The 19,418-nt window shown below is 34.7% G+C and carries 12 protein-coding genes and 5 tRNA genes; 8 read left to right on the top strand and 9 right to left on the bottom strand.

The window, feature by feature from the left end; genetic code table 11:
- Positions 1-298: 298 nt before the first annotated feature.
- Complete coding sequence (locus GQR59_RS06010) at positions 299-646, bottom strand: hypothetical protein (RefSeq protein ID WP_160061125.1); 348 nt, start codon at positions 644-646, stop codon at positions 299-301.
- Positions 647-991: 345 nt separating this feature from the next.
- Between GQR59_RS06010 and GQR59_RS06005 the strand changes: the two genes are divergently transcribed.
- The 7 genes from GQR59_RS06005 to GQR59_RS05975 all read left to right on the top strand — a co-directional run bounded on the left by GQR59_RS06005 (position 992) and on the right by GQR59_RS05975 (position 7,728).
- A tRNA-Met gene (locus GQR59_RS06005) sits at positions 992-1,068 on the top strand.
- Between the two features lie 50 nt (positions 1,069-1,118).
- Positions 1,119-1,195 (top strand) — tRNA-Met (locus GQR59_RS06000).
- Between the two features lie 58 nt (positions 1,196-1,253).
- Positions 1,254-1,330 (top strand) — tRNA-Met (locus GQR59_RS05995).
- Positions 1,331-1,388: 58 nt separating this feature from the next.
- Positions 1,389-1,465, top strand: a tRNA-Met gene (locus GQR59_RS05990).
- Between the two features lie 46 nt (positions 1,466-1,511).
- Positions 1,512-1,588 (top strand) — tRNA-Met (locus GQR59_RS05985).
- Between the two features lie 2,511 nt (positions 1,589-4,099).
- A complete protein-coding gene (locus GQR59_RS05980; RefSeq protein ID WP_236546670.1) occupies positions 4,100-5,152 on the top strand; it encodes a response regulator in 1,053 nt (350 codons plus the stop codon).
- Between the two features lie 26 nt (positions 5,153-5,178).
- A complete protein-coding gene (locus GQR59_RS05975; RefSeq protein ID WP_160061124.1) occupies positions 5,179-7,728 on the top strand; it encodes an ATP-binding protein in 2,550 nt (849 codons plus the stop codon).
- Positions 7,729-7,748: 20 nt separating this feature from the next.
- Here GQR59_RS05975 and GQR59_RS05970 read toward each other — a convergent pair whose 3' ends face one another.
- From GQR59_RS05970 to GQR59_RS05955, 4 genes are all read right to left on the bottom strand, one after another.
- Positions 7,749-8,630: a crotonase/enoyl-CoA hydratase family protein gene (locus GQR59_RS05970; protein WP_160061123.1), complete on the bottom strand. Its 882-nt coding sequence runs from the start codon at positions 8,628-8,630 to the stop codon at positions 7,749-7,751.
- 554 nt (positions 8,631-9,184) lie between these two features.
- Positions 9,185-10,462, bottom strand: a complete 1,278-nt coding sequence (locus tag GQR59_RS05965; RefSeq protein ID WP_160061122.1) for a quaternary amine ABC transporter ATP-binding protein — start codon at positions 10,460-10,462, stop codon at positions 9,185-9,187.
- A gap of 1 nt (position 10,463) precedes the next feature.
- Positions 10,464-11,354 (bottom strand): ABC transporter permease, encoded by an 891-nt coding sequence (locus GQR59_RS05960; protein ID WP_025565281.1) that lies wholly within the window; start codon positions 11,352-11,354, stop codon positions 10,464-10,466.
- Between the two features lie 58 nt (positions 11,355-11,412).
- The gene (locus GQR59_RS05955) at positions 11,413-12,417 is read right to left on the bottom strand and encodes an ABC transporter substrate-binding protein (protein WP_160061121.1); all 1,005 of its coding nucleotides are present in this window, start codon (positions 12,415-12,417) and stop codon (positions 11,413-11,415) included.
- 468 nt (positions 12,418-12,885) lie between these two features.
- On the opposite strand from GQR59_RS05955, the gene GQR59_RS05950 reads away from it, so the two are divergent.
- Positions 12,886-14,265: an ATP-binding cassette domain-containing protein gene (locus GQR59_RS05950; RefSeq protein ID WP_160061120.1), complete on the top strand. Its 1,380-nt coding sequence runs from the start codon at positions 12,886-12,888 to the stop codon at positions 14,263-14,265.
- An 81-nt stretch (positions 14,266-14,346) separates the two neighbouring features.
- Here the strand turns inward: GQR59_RS05950 and GQR59_RS05945 are convergent, their stop codons facing one another.
- The 4 genes from GQR59_RS05945 to GQR59_RS05930 form a co-directional block, all read right to left on the bottom strand.
- Positions 14,347-16,011: a methyl-accepting chemotaxis protein gene (locus tag GQR59_RS05945; RefSeq protein WP_160061119.1), complete on the bottom strand. Its 1,665-nt coding sequence runs from the start codon at positions 16,009-16,011 to the stop codon at positions 14,347-14,349.
- 373 nt (positions 16,012-16,384) lie between these two features.
- Positions 16,385-17,692 (bottom strand): TRAP transporter large permease, encoded by a 1,308-nt coding sequence (locus GQR59_RS05940; protein WP_160061118.1) that lies wholly within the window; start codon positions 17,690-17,692, stop codon positions 16,385-16,387.
- A 20-nt stretch (positions 17,693-17,712) separates the two neighbouring features.
- On the bottom strand, positions 17,713-18,192 hold the full coding sequence (locus GQR59_RS05935) for a TRAP transporter small permease (protein WP_160061117.1): 480 nt from the start codon (positions 18,190-18,192) through the stop codon (positions 17,713-17,715).
- 67 nt (positions 18,193-18,259) lie between these two features.
- Positions 18,260-19,216 carry a TRAP transporter substrate-binding protein gene (locus tag GQR59_RS05930; protein WP_160061116.1) on the bottom strand — a complete coding sequence of 319 codons (957 nt, stop codon included), beginning with the start codon at positions 19,214-19,216 and terminating at the stop codon, positions 18,260-18,262.
- Positions 19,217-19,418: the final 202 nt, after the last annotated feature.

Genomic DNA, 19,418 nt, shown 5'->3' with positions numbered 1-19,418 from the left:
TAAGTTAATTTCATTTACATGTTAAGGAAGTTGATGACATATTAAGATAATTGATGGGTTAAATAATGCGATAAGAAACATTCAATAAGTAAATAATATGGTTATGATCGTTGTATTATAGGCAACAAAAGAAGAAGTTAGTTAGTAAACTAATTATAAAATAAATATAGAAATTAAGTTTTAAGGGATGTTAATTGAAGTTTGCATCAAAATAAAAGTAAAGGTAACAAGCAGTTGTATTGTTATTACCTTTTTCAATTATCACTCATATAATGCTAGATAGTCGATTTTATTGACTTTAAGAGCCAATATTTATTATTCCAAACATAGTTAACAAATGGATAACAGGTAGCATTAACATACATACCAATGCTAACCACATCAACCAACCAATGAATCCATTACCCGTCATTGTTTTTAGAATACTACTACCATGTATTTTACCTACAAAGTACAAAAGACCATACTGAATAAGCATCACACCTATAACGATCGGCATTGCAGGCAAACCTACTGAATTAATAGCAGCAGGAATAGTTAATAATGACATATACGCAACAGCGATAATAATGATAAATGCCTTGGGTTTAAACCCTGTGAGCTCTTCGAGAACTGAATTACCCGGTTTAGAACCGTTGCTATCCATGTTTACCTCTTTCTATAAAATTTAAGTTAGCTATAAAAGTCTAAGTGTTTAAAAGTGCAATAATACCCTGTTAAAAACTAAATGCTTGTTCCTTATTTAGATTGTGTGATAGTAATTGTATGATGAATGAAATTCATACAATTACCTCCCCTACTTTTACCATTAAAAGTAGCCCATCTAAACAACATCATTATTTTCACTTAATATTATAGATATACCTTTAATTATGAACGATTAAGACAATTCGCTTGTTCTTTAAGCAACTAGCATCTCATTTGCTTAGATACACCAAATAACGCTTGCAATATAATGTGATCTCTATATCATTCGCCGCACTTAAACGGACGCGAGATGGAGCAGTCTGGTAGCTCGTCGGGCTCATAACCCGAAGGTCGTAGGTTCAAATCCTGCTCTCGCAACCAATTCTTCTTAAGAAGAAAAAGTTGTCGTTTAAGTGTTTATTAAATCCGGACGCGAGATGGAGCAGTCTGGTAGCTCGTCGGGCTCATAACCCGAAGGTCGTAGGTTCAAATCCTGCTCTCGCAACCAATTCTTCCTTCAAGAAGAAAAGAAAGTTTAATAGTAAAAAAGTTACAAATATATCGGACGCGAGATGGAGCAGTCTGGTAGCTCGTCGGGCTCATAACCCGAAGGTCGTAGGTTCAAATCCTGCTCTCGCAACCAATTCTTCCTTCAAGAAGAAAAGAAAGTTTAATAATAAAAATGTTACAAATATATCGGACGCGAGATGGAGCAGTCTGGTAGCTCGTCGGGCTCATAACCCGAAGGTCGTAGGTTCAAATCCTGCTCTCGCAACCAATTTTAGAACGTTACAATAGTAGAAAAAAGAAACATCAATTCCGGACGCGAGATGGAGCAGTCTGGTAGCTCGTCGGGCTCATAACCCGAAGGTCGTAGGTTCAAATCCTGCTCTCGCAACCAACTTCTAATAACTTTAGAAGTTCTTTAGTTACTCAATCAACACATAGGTAATACCCTACCAAAAACTAATATCTATTTTACGTTTATGCGAAAAGACCTAATCGATAAAATATATTGTATTCAAAGTAGAAAAACCTGGTAGCTCGTCGGGCTCAATTCTCTATAAACAATGGCGAAGGTCATAGGCTCAAATCCAGCTCTCGCAACCAACTTCTAAACTCTTTAAAAGCTCTTTAGTTATTCAATCAACACATACCCAATACCTTACCAAAAAACTAATATCTACTATATGCTTATGCTTATGCTTATGCGAAAAATCTAATCGTTAAAATATATTGTATTCAAAATGGAACAATCTGGTAGCTCGTCGGGCTCAATTCTCTATAAACAATGGCGAAGGTCGTAGGTTCAAATCCTGCTCTCGCAACCAACTTCTAACCTCTTTAGAAGTTCTTTAGTTACTCAATCAACACATAGGTAATACCCTACCAAAAACTAATATCTATTTTACGTTTATGCGAAAAGACCTAATCGATAAAATATATTGTATTCAAAGTAGAAAAACCTGGTAGCTCGTCGGGCTCAATTCTCTATAAACAATGGCGAAGGTCGTAGGTTCAAATTCTGCTCTCGCAACCAACTTCTAAACTATTTAGAAGTTCTAAAGTTTACATTTTAAATACCCCAAATAGTTAATATCTACGTTATTTTTAAATAAAATAGTTTGATCATTAGAAAACATCTCTTATGTAAGATGAATCAATCTGGTAGCTCGTCGGGCTCAATTCTCTATAAACAATGACGAAGGTCGTAGGTTCAACCCCTGCTCTCGCAACCAACTTCTAAACTCTTTAGAAGTTCTAAAGTTTTCATTTTAAATACCCGAATAGTTAATATCTACGTTATTTTTAAATAAAATAGTTTGATCATTAGAAAACATCTCTTATGTAAGATGAATCAATCTGGTAGCTCGTCGGACTCAATTCTCTATAAACAATGGCGAAGGCGTAGGTTCAAATCATGCTCTCGCAACCAGCTTCTAAACTCTTTAGAAGTTCTTTAATTATTCAATTAACACATAGAATATACTCTGCAAAAAAATTAATATATTCTTTACGTTTATGTAAAACAATCTAATCGATAAAAGAATATTGTATCCAAGATGGAGCAGTCTAGTAGCTCATCGGGCTCAATTCTCTATAAACAATGGCGAAGATCGTAGCTTCAAATCCTGCTCTCGCAACCAACTTCCAAACTCTTTAGAAGTTCTAAAGTTTTCATTTTAAACACCCCAAATAGTTGATATCTAAATTATTTTTAAATAAAAAATTGCTCGTTAGAAAACATCTCTTATGTAAGATGAATCAATCTGGTAGCTCGTCGGGCTCAATTCTCTATAAACAATGGCGAAGATCGTAGCTTCAAATCCTGCTCTCGCAACCAACTTCTAATAACTTTAGAAGTTCTTTAGTTACTCAATCAACACATAGGTAATACCCTACCAAAAACTAATATCTATTTTACGTTTATGCGAAAAGACCTAATCGATAAAAAATATTGTATCCAATATGGAGCAGTCTGGTAGCTCGTCGGGCTCAATTCTCTATAAACAATGGCGAAGGTCGTAGGTTCAAATCCTGCTCTCGCAACCAACTTCTAAACTCTTTAGAAGTTCTAAAGTTTTCATTTTAAATACCCCGAATAGTTAATATCTACATTATTTTTAAATAAAATAGTTTGATCATTAGAAAACATCTCTTATGTAAGATGAATCAATCTGGTAGCTCGTCGGACTCAATTCTCTATAAACGATGGCGAAGATCGTAGCTTAAAATCCTGCTCTCGCAACCAACTTCTAAACTCTTTAGAAGTTCTAAAGTTTTCATTTTAAATACCCAAAATAGTTAATATCTACGTTATTTTTAAATAAAATAGTTTGATCATTAGAAAACATCTCTTATGTAAGATGAACCAATCTGGTAGCTCGTCGGGCTCAATTCTCTATAAACAATGACGAAGCTCATTGGTTTACATCTAGTTCTCACAATCAATCTTTTGTTGAAAGAAATGCTCACGACTGAACACCCTACAAATAAAATCGTAAATTTAAACTCTGATTTTGCAACTAACGAGTCATAGACTAAAAAATAGTTAGTAGATTATTTTAAGAAATCACCACTTTCAGGTTTTTCTAGCCTTAAAAACAAGCCCTATTTGAAGACTTTTTTCATTTATTTTCTCATTATATTTGTAAATTTTTTTATTGCTATAGCGAACTTTTGATTAAAAAATCACACTAAACCTATCTAATAAGTATTAATAAAGATGACAGTTCACGTATACTATGCTCGTAAAACATAACTACACGTTTCGTTTCTGAAACCATAAATCACATGTAAGTATAAATAGTAATAAGTATTAGTTACTATATATACTCACAAAGATATAAAGCTTATTTCACTGCTTATCTTTATGTTTGCTCATTTTTTAAACTAGATTGGAAGAACTAATTTGAATAACCAAAGGCAAGTCGTTATTGTTGATGATCAATCAACAGGCAGAATGATTTTAGAAAAGATTATCCAGCAAATAGCTGATGATATTAAAGTCATTGATTTTTCAGACCCTAAAAAAGCCCTTAAATGGTTAAGCAATAACAAAGTAGATCTTATCGTAACCGATTATAGAATGCCTGGTTTAAATGGTGTTGAGTTTATTAAAGAAGTTCGTAAAACAAGCAGTGGCGAACATATTCCGATTATGATGATAACAGTTGTTAATGATAAAAAGGTCAGATATGAAGCATTGGATGTAGGTGCAACCGCCTTTTTAACAAGACCCATTGATCAAATTGAATGTCGTACAACTTGTAGAAATTTACTCAAATTACATAGCCAACACGTTATTATCCAAAATAGAGCCGATTGGTTAAGCGAACAAGTCCAACTAGCCACAGAACAAATCCTTCAACGGGAACAAGAAACTATTTTAAAGCTTGCTAAAGCAGGTGAATATAGAGATGAAGATACTGGTAACCATGTTATTAGAATGGCAAAGTACTCTAAAGAAATTGCAAAACAATTAGGGCTAAATGAGCTCGAATGTGATGATATTGAACATGCCGCACAGATGCATGATATTGGTAAAATTGGCATTCCCGATCGTGTTTTATTAAAGCCAGGTAGATTTGAACCTGAAGAATGGGCAATAATGCAAACTCATACCACTATCGGCTATGAAATACTTTCTGGAAGCAATTCAAAATATATGCAAATGGGCGCTATTATTGCCCTTAATCACCATGAAAGATTTGATGGTACTGGCTACCCAAATAAATTAGCAGGTACAGATATCCCATTAATCGCTCGTATCGTTTCTGTCGCAGATGTATTTGACGCCTTGTTATCGGTTCGTCCTTATAAAAAAGCTTGGCCGCTTGAAGATGTAATTTCATTTTTAAAAAAGAACTCAGGTACTCAATTTGATCCAAAATGTGTAGATGCATTTTGTAAATGCTTAGATAAAATAGAACAAATTCAATTTCAATACCCAGATGTTCAGTAAAACAATTAAATGGATTAGATGTCTTAATGAACATATTTCTAGAAAAGCTGAGAATAGCTAAAAGTTGCATAAAAAAAAATAATGACCCAGAAGCTGAACAAGCATTAGTACGTGTATTTATAGGGCTATCATTAATTATTTATTTCTGTATTCCTTGGGGTTTTGAAGAAAACTTCATTGTCCTAATAAATTCAAAAATTAGTATTATCATTTTAACAGGCACTATATTCGCTGTTTTGATTTTGGCTGCAATCATAATTTGGCCCCAAATTAGTATTTCAAGACGAATCGTAGGTATATTACTGGACCTAGTAGCCCTTTCACTTCTTATGGAAACGGCTGCAGATGAGGCAGTATATTTATTTGTTTTTTATCTATGGGTTATTTTGGGTAATGGCTTTAGATATGGGGTTAATTACTTATATGTATCACTAATTGTTGGCTTTACAGGATTTTTGATTGCAATTAATTACGGTGAATATTGGCAACAAAATATACCTATTGCAATTAGTTTATTACTTATTATTACATTAATTCCTTTATATTCGATCTTTTTAATTAATAAGCTTTATGCTGCAATAAATATGGCAGAGAAAGCCAATCAAGCTAAAAGTAGATTCTTAGCGAACATGTCACATGAATTAAGAACACCATTAAATGGTGTATTAGGTTTGGGTGATTTATTGAGAGAAACTGAACTTGAACAAGAACAACGTAATCTTGTTAATACAATGCAAGGATCAGCTAAAATTCTATTAGGGTTAATAGAAAAAGTACTCGATATATCCAAAATTGAAGCGGGGAAAATTGTTATTGCACAAGAGCCTCTCGACTTGCATTCAGTTATTAATTCAGTAATGGCAACACAAAAAGTAATAGCTAAAACTAAATCATTAAATATCACTTCTAATATCAATTCTAATGTCCCTTTTTTATTGAAAGGGGATCAACAATATCTACGACAGATTTTAGTTAATCTTATTGGTAATGCTATAAAATTTACAGATCATGGCTCTATAAATTTAAATATTTATGAAATATCTCAAAAAGAGAATTCTACTCTACTTCGCTTTGAAATTAAGGATACTGGGATTGGCATTGAAAAAAACTTACTCTTTAGTGTATTTGATGACTTCACTCAAGTAGGTATAGCTACAACTCGCCATATTGGTGGGTCAGGCTTAGGTACAACGATATCGAAAGAGTTAGTCGAATTAATGGGGGGAAACATTGGAGTAGAAAGTGAACTAGGTCAAGGTTCTACATTTTGGTTTGAACTTCCTTTTACTATACAACCTAACCCTCTAATAGATATTAGCCAAAACTGTTTATTAATTTTAGCGACTGAAAACACAAAAAAAGCAATCCAACCTTTTCTGAATACATGGAGTTTAACAGCGGACTTTATACTGTCAGAAGAACATGCTATCGCTATGTTAAAAAAAGATTTATCTAAAAATCTAGCTTATAAAACAATGATGATCGATAATTTAAGTTTTTCTGAATTAAAACTTCAAAGTTTTGTTAAACGCTTAAAATCGGAAGAGTTATTAAATGATTTATCTTTAATTTTACTAAACCCTAAACCTATGGGCTTGGAAGATAATAATAAGATTGAGTGTTTTTTCTCATCTATAATCGAAGATCTAAAAGATAAACGCGCATTATTTAACGCTCTACATCAACCTAAAAACTTAGAAGAAAATAATGCCAAAATAATTTCTTTAAGTGAATTTTATACAGCTCAAACCGGTTCGAAGCATTTAAATATATTGATAGCAGAAGATAACAAAGTAAACCAACAGGTACTTTCAGGTATATTGAGACGAGCAGGACACTCTGTAATAATCACCAACGACGGTGAACAAGCGCTGGATGTTTTAGTCAAGGACTTTGATCAAATAGATTTACTTATTGTAGACAAGAATATGCCCAAAAGATCTGGCGATGAAGTTATACAAGCTCTACGTTTTATCGATACAACCCATAGCCTACCTATTATTATGTTGACCGCAGACGCAACAACAGAAGCTAAAGAACTAGGTGTGACATTAGGTATTGATCAATTTCTAACTAAGCCAGTGGACTCTCATGATCTGTTAGAAAAAATTGCAGTTATCTCCAAATCTATTGATAAAAAAATCAGCAATAAATCACCTTTGTCATCCAAAAACAAATTTTCAACTTTTTCAATTGATATAACTGAAGTAAACAATCCATGGTGTAATGGTGAAATTATTAACGCTCTTTATTCATTAGATAACGATATTCAATTTATAGAAAAATTGATTGAAGCCTTTATTAAGGATGGGGATAAACACATCAAACTACTTAATGAAACCGTTTCAAATGATTATTTACAATTTCGAGAATCATTACATGCATTAAAAGGTGCGGCTTCTGAACTTGGTGCTGATAAATTATCTGAAATATGTTCTAAAGGAGAAACTTATAAACCTTACGATATTGGTACAAATAAGCTAACATTTTTATTAAAGGATATTGAAAATACTTATAGTAAAACTGTAGAGACTCTTCACAAAATATTAAATAAAGCCTCCACAGGTAAAAATTAATAATTTATTTAATGGTTATATTAGATATTTTTAGCTGTTTGACGTAACACTAATTTTTCCATCATACGAAGATCTTTATTAGTAAGTTTCAACGCTGCTTCAACCCAAACATTTGTTATACTTAACAACTCCTCATAAGGAATTGGATTACAAATATCTTTTACTTTTCTCATCGCCTGATAACTGTTAGCTTTACGGTTTGAAATATTAATATACCTGTAAACCTCCATTTCTCCCTCTCCTTTTTCAGCTAAAATATCAACGACACCTAAATCATATAACTCTTCAGCAGAGTACAATTTACCACTTAAAATTATCTCTTCTGCTTTTGATGCTCCTACTTTACGAGTCAATAATGAATAAGCTCCCATTCCTGGGAACAAATTAAATAATACTTCAGGAAGTCCTAATTTAGTCCCTCTTTCCGCAATTAATATGTTACTTGATAAAGCACCTTCAAACCCACCTCCTAATGCATCCCCCTGTACTAATGCAATAGTAGTAAGTTCACAATCAAGATGGGTAATATTATGGTACAAAACATTAATACACTTAATTGCGTAAGTAAGTAATGCGTCACGATCTGCTGCTTTAATAAACTGTAAAAAAACAGCTAGATCCCCCCCTAAATTAAAAACATTTTCAACCTTAGAAGCTAATATCAAATAATCATATTTATCATTGTTACTATTTTTCATCTCAGTTTTAATGTTACAAGCATAATCATTTAGTTCATCTAGTAAAGTAGAGGTAAAGCAAGGACGAGGTTGTGCATGCATATAATACCAACCTGCTTTATATTTTTCGTCATAGTGAGTAGTTAGTTGTGAGTATTGAATATTAGATTTTTTTTCTTGTTCTACAACAACATCTAATTTAGTAACTCTAGCAAAATTATTCATTATATTTATATCCTTTAAGTATTTATGTTCATTAGTAATATGAAACATTTGATTAGTAGATATCCACATAGATATCTACCCTTAAAGTGTAACAATATAAGGTTAACTACAACCTAACTCTGTAAAACTTAAGCTTTTTCAATATATAAGAAAAAACTTTAATTGAAAAAATTTTATTAAATTAAAGTTCTCATAATAATAAGTCAATAAGATATAACAAAACAACTCTAAATAAGTATTCACTAAATATCATTAAGGAAAATTCATATTATTCTATAAGTTTAAATTCTTTCTAGGGGCAAGTAATCAGTATGAGTAAATGTAGTAGTAATATAAGACCTATAATAAGCATTTGATAGATTCGTGGTTTGATTGATAGTAAAAAGGGTCTAACGTACTAAAAATCACAAAAATATTCATTTATGATTCAAAATTAATATGAAGAGTCTAATTTAACCTAGGTATAGTCGATATGAATAATACGTCACCACTATTGCTATTTTGCAGTGGTACAGTGATGACGTTAATGTAGAGAATAGTCGTTTTAACTAATGTTAGCTTTTCTCTAACTTTATTTCTTTTTCTGCGAGTTCATTATCTGAATTAGCATTAACTACCATCCCATTACCTGAACTGGGCTGGTCGCTTAAGATATCAGCAAGTGTTGAACGTGATAAATAACCTTTCACTTCACCTTCTGCGTTTAATACAGGTAGCTCATGTATATTATCTAACATTTCAGGGATAACACTTTCTAATAAAGCATCACTTTGAACTGATGGAACATCTTCAAGTAACGATGAATTAATACTATTACTATGATCGCTCTCTTCCACATTTTCCAATGTTTCCTGTGTGATAACACCGCGATACCCTTCATCATTCACAACATAGCCGTAATCTTGTTTAGATTGTCGCATTTGAATTAAGGCTTCACCAATAGTGTCACTAGAGATGCGACAAATTTGTGGTTGCATAACTGTTTCAACTGTTAATGCACGCGCTCTGTTAACGTCTTTTACAAAGGCTTCAACATAATCATCAACTGGGTTTAGCAAGATATCGACAGGTTCGCCCTGCTGTACCAAAATACCATCACGAAGGATCGCAATTTTATCACCGATACGTAACGCTTCATCAAGGTCATGTGTAATAAAGACAATGGTTTTGTGCAGCTTATCTTGTAGTTCAATTAACTGATCTTGCATCTCACTACGTATCAGAGGGTCTAACGCAGAAAAGGCTTCATCCATTAATAGGATATCGGCATCAGTACATAAAGCACGCGCTAATCCGACACGTTGTTGTTGACCACCAGAAAGTTGTGATGGGTATTGATTTGCATAACCATCAAGTCCAACCGTTTCTAACCATTCTCTTCCACGTACTTCTCGTTCTTTTTTACTAATGCCCTGCACTTGCAAACCATAAGTAATATTTTGTAAAACAGTACGATGTGGCATTAAACCAAAACGTTGAAATACCATCGCCATTTTCTGACGACGAAATTCTTGTAGTTCTTTACTGTCTAACTTCATTACATCGCTACCAGCGATTTCAATTTCGCCAGAAGTCGGTTCAATTAAGCGATTAAAGTGACGAATAAGTGTCGATTTACCTGAACCAGACAGCCCCATTATCACGAAAATTTCACCAGGATAAATATCTAAATTAATATCAGACAAGCCAACTGTATGGCCAGTCTCTGCTAAAATAGTCTCCTTTGATTTCCCAGCGATAACTTGCTCAAGTACCTTTTTCTCATTTTTGCCAAATACTTTATATAGCTTTTTAATACGTATTAAAGGTTGTTTATTGTCTTTGTTACTCATCTTAGTGACCTCCAAAATCTTGCAGTGTACGTTTCGCGTAACTTTGAGATAGACGGTCAAAAATAATAGCGATGGCCACAATTGCCAGACCATTTAATAAACCCAGTGTGAAATATTGATTTGTAATTGCTTTTAATACCGGCTGACCTAAGCCTTTCACACCAATCATTGATGCGATAACCACCATTGAAAGTGCCATCATAATAGTTTGGTTAATACCCGCCATAATATTAGGCATCGCTAAAGGAATTTGAACACCAAATAGTCGCTGCATTGAGCTTGCACCGTACGCTGTAGCGGCTTCTAATACTTCTTTGTCTACAAGTCGGATACCCAAATTCGTTAAGCGAATAACAGGCGGAATTGCATAGATAATCACGGCAATGACGCCTGGTATTTTACCAATACCTAATAACATAACTACGGGTATTAAATACACAAAGGCAGGCATGGTTTGCATGACATCGAGAATCGGTGTAACGATGGATTGAACGCGATTCGAACGTGCCATTGAAACGCCAATAGGGACACCTAATATAATGGCGAGCATGGTCGAGACGGTAATAATACTCATGGTACGCATGGTATTTTCCCACATACCTAAGAAACCAATCAAGAAAAAGGCAAGCACAACACCGACTGTTAACTTCCAAGAACGGCTAATCGCGTAAGCAAAAACCGCTAATACAGCGATCACTAACCACCAAGGTGTCGCTAATAATAATTTTTCGAACCAGATAAGAAAGCTAAGAAGAGGATCAAAGAAAGATTCGATGCTGTCTCCGTACTCTCGAGAGAAGCTGCGGTAGGCACCATCTAGTGTTTTTCTAAAGTCTAATAATTGGTGGCGATCAAGTTGCGGAATTTCCGACAACCATGATTTGTCTGACATGTTATTTGTCTCCTAAAATGAAAAAGCCCAGATAAACTGGGCTTGGGGAGTTATGTAATTAAAGTGCTGCTAATGCTTTTTTAATTTTTGATGCTGTTGGCGCGTCAACCCACTGCGTCCAAGTACTTTCGTAATTTGTTAAAAAGTGCTCAACAGTGTATTCCCCATCAGCTTGTTGATCTTCCATCCAAGCTAATAATACGTTCATTTGTGCATTTTTAAATTCACGTTTTGCAAGGTATTCCATTACTTCAGGCGCTCTTTTAGCAAAGCTTTCAGTCACAACTGACTCAACGATTGAAGGTGGGTACATAGTCACTTTTGGATCTAAACAATCTTCTTGCGTAATACAATTTTTGAAATGTTCTTCATCAATACCTGAACCTAAGTCAACTTTAACCATTTTGTATTTACCTAGCACAGAGGTTGGTGCCCAGTAGTAACCAAACCACCCTTCACCACGTTCGTACGCTTTAGCAATCGAACCAGAAAGGCCGGCACCTGAACCTGGATCTAACAATTCAAAACCAGCTTCTTCAAGATTCATTGCTTCATATAGATTTTTTGTTGAAATTTGACAATTCCAGCCAGCTGGACAGCCCATGAAACCTGATTTTGTTGGATCTTCTGGATGTTTAAATAGCTTAGCATTGGCTTTAACACCAGCGAGTGTGGCTAATGTTGGATCTTTTTCTACCATGTAAGCTGGAACCCAAAATGCTTCTTCACCGCCATCTGTTAATGTGGTACCTGCATAACGAATACGGCCTTCTTCGACACCTTTATTCAATGCTTCACGCATTGCGTTACTCCAGAATTCAGGAGCAAGGTCTGGTTGACCTTTTTCAATCATCGATGCACCTGTTGCTTGTGTGTCACCAGGTACTAATTCTGCGTCACAGTCGAAACCATGCTCAAGGATAAAACGGTCTACATTAGCGATTAATGTTGCAGAACTCCAACTCATGTCAGCGATGGTGACTTTGCCACATTCACTTGCGACAGCCGGCATAGTGAAAGAAGCACATGCCAATAGAATAGAAGACGAGATAATCTTACGCATATTAATATCCTTATTAATTGTTAAATTTATTATGAATCATTTAGTTAAAACGATTCTATACTACACTAAATAGCTACTTATATGAAATCAAGCTAAAGTATAGGCCTAAAAACGTTAATCAACGCATTCACAACTCACGTTCGATATCCCCTCTTTTAGCCTCAATTTTCGTCACTAAATAAATAACCTCAGTTCTGGATAAGCAAAGCGATGCAATACCGCTATTTCTGCGAATTTCTGTGTTACATTATTTTTCAATAGCCCGTTATTGCTTCAATAATTCGCTTTGAACGACGCAAAACTAACGGCACTGATTAGTAAAAAATAGCACTTTATGACTTTAAATATAATTCCGCTTTCATTAACCAGAATTGAGGTTAAATACTAAAATTGACACTTATCACTTATTTATTACAAATACTTATGACAGAATAAACCACCTCCTCGATCATCAATCTGGCAAATCTAATGATAAATATTATAAATTTAGAACATGACAAGTTAACAATTAATCACTGGCAATTACTTGAAAATGAAAGCTGGTGTGTTTTAGGCAGAAATGGTTCTGGGAAACAATACCTAGATCAATTGCTAACAGGTACTTTCAAGCCTACCCAATTTAAGCAATTAACCTTACCTGATGAAAAAAAAATAGGGATGATTTCCTTTGAGGCACAACAAAAGACCTATGAAAACGCGTTACATGCAGAAGCACCTGATTATGTAGAAGTTAATGAGGCAGCCACTAAAGCCAAAGACTTTCTACCTAAAGATAAATGGAATGATCCACTTATCCATGAGTTTGGTCTAAGCCATCGTCTAGATACTGGTTATTTACAACTCAGTACAGGTGAAAGCCGTAAGTTACTCATCCTGCAAGCCATTTTTAGCGGTATTGAACTTTTAGTGTGTGATAATCCTTTTGATAGTTTAGATGTTGCTTCCTGCGAGGCGCTGTCTATTGCTCTAGAACGTCTCTCTAAAAATGGTGTTAGCATTTTATTGATGTTAAGTAATCGACAAGATATTCCAAAATGGTGTAATAACATTGCATTTATTGAACGTGGTCGATTTGATGTTATCGGCCAACTTGAAGATGCTGAAACAAAAAAACAATTAGATGCTTTATTAAGCCCAGTACCCGATGAAACAGACTGGCCTGAAAATATGCATGAGTTATCCGATTTCGATCATCCTTACTTAGTTAAGTTAAACAAAGGGACTGTTCATTATAATGGTGTGAATGTCTTTAAAAACTTAGATGTAGAAATAAAACCACTGCAACATACTTTGATCACCGGCCCTAATGGCAGTGGCAAATCGACCTTAATGCAATTAATTACCGGTGATTGCCCTCAATGTTATAGCAACGATATTAACGTATTGGGTTTTAAAAGAGGCTCTGGTGAAACAATTTGGCAAGTTAAAGAACATATGGGAATTGTTAGCTCAGAGTTACATCGTCAATACCGTGTCAGTAGTGATTTATTAACTGTAGTTGTATCTGGCTTTTATGATTCAATCGGCATGTATCAGCAGCCTAGCCCGTACCATATTAAAATTGCACGCCAATGGTTAGATAAAATAGGATTACTCGCACAGCAAAAAAGCGCATTTCAAAGTTTAAGTTACGGAGAGCAACGACTAGCGTTAATTGCGAGAGCATTAGTTAAGTCACCTTATTTGTTAATCTTAGATGAACCAACACAGGGATTAGATGAATTAAACAGGCATAGAGTGCTTAACTTTTTAGAGCATTTAGCCAGCCAACAACATAGTACTATGTTATTAGTAAGCCATCGTAAAGATGAGTTTTTATCGATATTTAACCAGCATATTAAGCTTTAACGTAACTGAAAATACATAATTAAGAGTACGTAACTGATTGCCTCAGAGATGTACTCTTAATTTAAATTATCGCTTCAACTTTTATATTTTAAACTGACCAACAAGTCCTTCTAACTTACCACCTTCAGAAAGTACATCACTGGCTATTTTTTCAGCTTCAATACTGCTTGAGGTTAATGAGTTAACAATATTTTGAATCTCATAAACATTACGGGTTATCTCTTCTGTAACAGAACTTTGCTCTGTGGTCGCTGTCGCAATTTGAGTACTCATGTCATTAATTGAAGTAATAGATGAGGTTACTGAAAGTAAGCTTTGTGAAATGGTTTTCGATGAATCTACAGAACGTACACTTCGTTCTTGGCTTAACGACATAGCATTCACTGACAATCCAACTAATCGATGTAATTCTTCAAGCATTTCATTGATTTCAAGTGTACTTTTTTGGGTACGACTTGCTAAACTTCTGACTTCATCCGCAACGACGGCAAATCCCCTGCCTTGCTCACCAGCTCGTGCCGCTTCAATCGCAGCATTTAATGCTAATAAGTTAGTTTGATCGGCAATAGCACCAATCACAGTTAAGACTTGGTTAATTTTCTGAGACTGCTCACTTAAAGCATTCATACTTGTTACCGCACCATTTATTTCTTCTACTAGCGCAGATACTTCAGTTAATGAGGTTTCAACACATTCTTGAGCATGCATTACATCTATTGATACCGCTTGAGTGGCTTCTGCAACTTGGTTTGTATTGCTCGCCACTTCGCTCGCTGTAGATGACATTTCAGTCACTGCAGATACAACCTGATCCGTTTGATCGTTATGGTGGTGAAGTTGTGACGCAATCTCAGTGCTTTGATGATTCATATCGAGACCTGCTTTATTAATCCCGGTTGTTGCGATACTGATATCAGCAATCGTATTTCTTAATTTATCAACAAATAGATTAAACGATCTACCTAATTGCGATATTTCATCATGGCCATGTATATCAAGTCGTTGCGTTAAATCTCCTTCGCCTTGTGCAATATCATTTAAGTTATCGGCCATACGTTTAATAGGTTTAACCATTCGCGCTGCAACGAAGAATATAATCACAGTAGTAAGGATAATTAAAGCAATTGAAATTGATAAAATTAACCATATTTTTTCATTAAAGCTTTTTGTTACTGAAGCTGAATATTCATTAATTGATTCTTCGATATCATCGATATAAGCACCTGTACCGATCATCCAATTTGTATTAGGGATCATGGCTGCAAAACCTAACTTTTCAAACTGGGTTGAAGAGCCTGGTTTTTGGAAATAAAAGGAATAAACACCATCTCCTTTTTGCGCCGCATCCAATAAGCCCACAATAATGTTATTACCCTTGGTATCTTTCAAATCAATTAAATTTTTACCTTGTAATGCAGGTTTCACGGCGTGAAAAATATTCTTTCCGCTTGTGTCATAAATATAAAAATACCCTGCCACACCAAAACGGATATCGCGTAAAGCTCCTTCTATATCACCTTGATTAGGTAACGACATTTGGTACGAAACAATTCCAGAAGCAACTTCAGTGATTTCTTTTAACTCTCGCTTTCTTTCTTTCAATAGAGCCTGACGAAATTCAGATATATTATTAGTGAGTCCTTCTTTTTCTAGAGAATAAGAGATAGATGACAGTAAAGTTAATATGAAGATCAGTGGTAATAAGGTGAGTAATAACAATTTTTGAAGTAAATTTAATTTATTCATATATATCTTAATTCCTTGATATAGGTTGCACTAGTAAATATTGCAGTCTGCTAAGTATATTTACTTAATTGATTGCCGCCTTCTTAATTAGCGAAATAATTGTAAAGTTAAAAGCAAATAATTATATTATTAAAGTTAAAGAATTAGATTACTTCTTAACTATAAAAATCAACTACATTAATAACCGTAAGGTATATCAAAGCTTTCAGAGGATCTCGACTATGTAAGATTTAAAATCTATACCATTCTAGGTAAATTATCTCTTTCCATCCTAACACTTACTTTTTAAAAAACACAAAAAAGCTAACCATAAATGGTTAGCTTTTGTTAGAAGTGAGACTTTGCTAGAAATAAATCTTTTAAGTTTAAAAAACTATGAGATTAACCCGAAGAATCGAGGAAGGAATAAACTAATTTCAGGAATGAATGTAATTAGCAATAAAGTCACTATCAAGACAGCACAAAATGGCATAATACTTCTTATTACATCTTCAATCTTAGACCCGCTGACACTACAACCCACAAATAACGCAGTGCCCACTGGTGGTGTCGCTATTCCGATACATAGATTAAATATAAGCATCATTGCAAAGTGAATAGGATCCATACCTAATGTTGTTGCGATAGGCATAAAGATTGGTGTAAAAATCAGTACCGCTGGTGTTAAGTCCATAAACATACCAATAATCAACAAAATCACATTCATCAGAATGAAGATAATAATAGGATTATCAGAGATGGATAACATCCAATCACTGATCATTGTTGGTAAACCAGTAAAGGCCATTGCCCATGACATGATGGTTGATGCGCCAATCAAGAACAGCATAATACCGGTGATCTGTGTTGTTTCTTTGCAAATGATTGAAAAGTGTGACCATTTAAGTGTTCGGTAACAGAGTGACAAAGCAAAAGAATACAAAACAGCGATACATGCTCCTTCTGTTGCAGTAAATACACCGCCAATAATACCGCCAATAACAACAAAAATAAGTCCTAAACTTGGCGTGGCTTGCCAAACAATTCTCAATACATCTTTAATAGTGTAACCATCATTAGCACTTGTTTTGTAGCCTTTCTTTTTAGCGATAAAATAAGCAACAACCATACAGCTTAATCCCATTAGAATACCTGGTACATAACCTGCGATAAATAGTGCCGCAACAGATGTTCCACCCGATACAACTGAGAATACGATTAATGAGTTACTTGGTGGAATAAGCAGACCAGCAGGACATGAAGCAACATTAACGGCTGTCGCTAAGTTTTTATCATAACCTTCTTTTTCGAGTTCTGGACCTAATGTCTTACCAACCGCAGCAGCAGCAGCGACGGCTGAACCAGAAACTGCACCAAACATCATATTAGCGAAGATGTTAACGTGTAAAAGCGAACCAGGGATCCAACCAACCATGAGTTTTGCAAGGTTGATAAGTCGACCAGCGATACCGCCCACATTCATTATATTCCCTGCAAGAATAAAGAAAGGGATCGCCAATAAACTGAAACTATCAATACCGGTAATGATTTTTTGACCCGCAGTAATACTTGCCACATCAAACGGTAAAATGAAATACATGATAGTCAAAGATGACATTGCAATGGCAATGGCAATCGGCATGCTTATCGCAATCATGAATAAAAATAGGCCTAGCAGCCAAACACCAATGGACAAGTCCATAATAAAAGTCCTTTTAAAATTTATTTTTTGTTCGATTTACAAAAAAGTTCAAGCGTATTTAATGCCAAATAAATGAGAATAATAACGGCTGAAATAGGTAATATTGAATAAACGGTAGACATTGGTAATTGCAATGCAGGAGATAATTGTTGTGTGGTTCTTCCCATCAGTGCAAGCCCACCTTTAAGCATTGCTAAAGAAACAAATGTAAAAGAGATCCCGTTAATGAGTAATTGTAATGCTATATTTGCTTTTCCCTTAAGGTAACCATCTAATAACGTTATCGCTAAGTGCCCTTTAATACCAAACAAATAACTGGCACCTAATAATCCAAGCCATACCATCGCATAGCGAGCAAGTTCATCAGTCCAGCTACTTGGGTCATTTAACACATAACGACTAAAAACTTGCCAAGTGACAGTGGCGACCAACAACATTAATGCAAAGGAAGAAATAAATAGAATCGACTTATCAAGTAGGTTTCTAAAAGATGTTAACATGCAGTTATACCTCAAAAAATTTTGCCCTAGCAAGGCCAGAGCAAAATTATATTTTTACTAATACTAATTAAAGTGCTTCAATTTTCTCAATGAAAGGCGCTAATTTAGAATCTTTTTTAGCTTCATCAATCATAGGTTTAACAGCTGCTCGGAATGGGGCTTTATCCACTTCAACAAATGTTACGCCAGCTTTGATGCCTTTTTCTTTGTTCATGTTGTCAGTTTCGTCCCAGATTTTGATTTGCTCATCAAGAGACTCTGCTGCCGCTTCTTTTAATATTTTTTGCTCTTCTGGTGTTAGTGAATTAAATGCATTTTCTGAAATAATAATGACATCAGGTGTCATTAAATGCTGATCCATTGAGTAAAATTTAGCAACTTCGCTGTGTTTCATTTCAACTAAACTAGAAATATTATTCTCTGCACCATCAATTACGCCTTGCTGCAAAGCAGTGTAAACTTCATTGAATGGAACAGGCGTCGCTTTACCACCTAATAAATTTACCATTTCCATCATTGTTGGAGACCCTGGAACACGTATTTTCATTCCTGCTAAGTCAGCTGGTGAATTAATTGCTTTTTTAGCATAAAAACTACGTGTACCTGAATCATAAAATGTAAGGCCAATAAACCCCTTACCTTTACTTGAAACTAGCATCTCTTCAGCTATGTCACTTTTCATGAATTTTCTCATGTGTGCAACATCACGGAATAAGAAAGGCAGTGCATTAACCTTAAACGTTGGTTCGAAAGATTCTGCTAAACCACCGTTGATTTTAGCCATATCAATTGCTCCCGTCACCACTTGCTCAGCTTGATCACGTTCAGAACCAAGTTGGCCATTCGGGAAAATACGGATAGTTAAATCACCGTTAGACTTCTCCTTCACTTTATCAGCCATAATCACCATGCCTTGGTGAGCAGCACTTTCTAATGACATAGCATGACCAAGATTCAACGTTTTTGCATACACGCTTGGTGTGAGAAGTAATGTAGTCAATAAAGGTATTAATATCTTTTTCATTATTTTCATTTCCTTAATAAAATATCTATTTTACAACAATCGGTTTAATCGTTAATCGCGATAACGGCTATTGCAATACTGAGTGAAAACTGTTCAATGATCTGTAACAACAAGAGCATCTTACAAAGTGTATTAAGTATTACAATAATAAAGTATTTCAGTATGACACTGCTCACGCTTACTGATATAAAAATCAGACCTT

Source organism: Psychromonas sp. L1A2 (assembly GCF_009828855.1).
Classification (GTDB): domain Bacteria; phylum Pseudomonadota; class Gammaproteobacteria; order Enterobacterales; family Psychromonadaceae; genus Psychromonas.
Note: the sequence above shows the minus strand (reverse complement) of the source record. Positions and strands in the feature narration are given on the sequence as shown.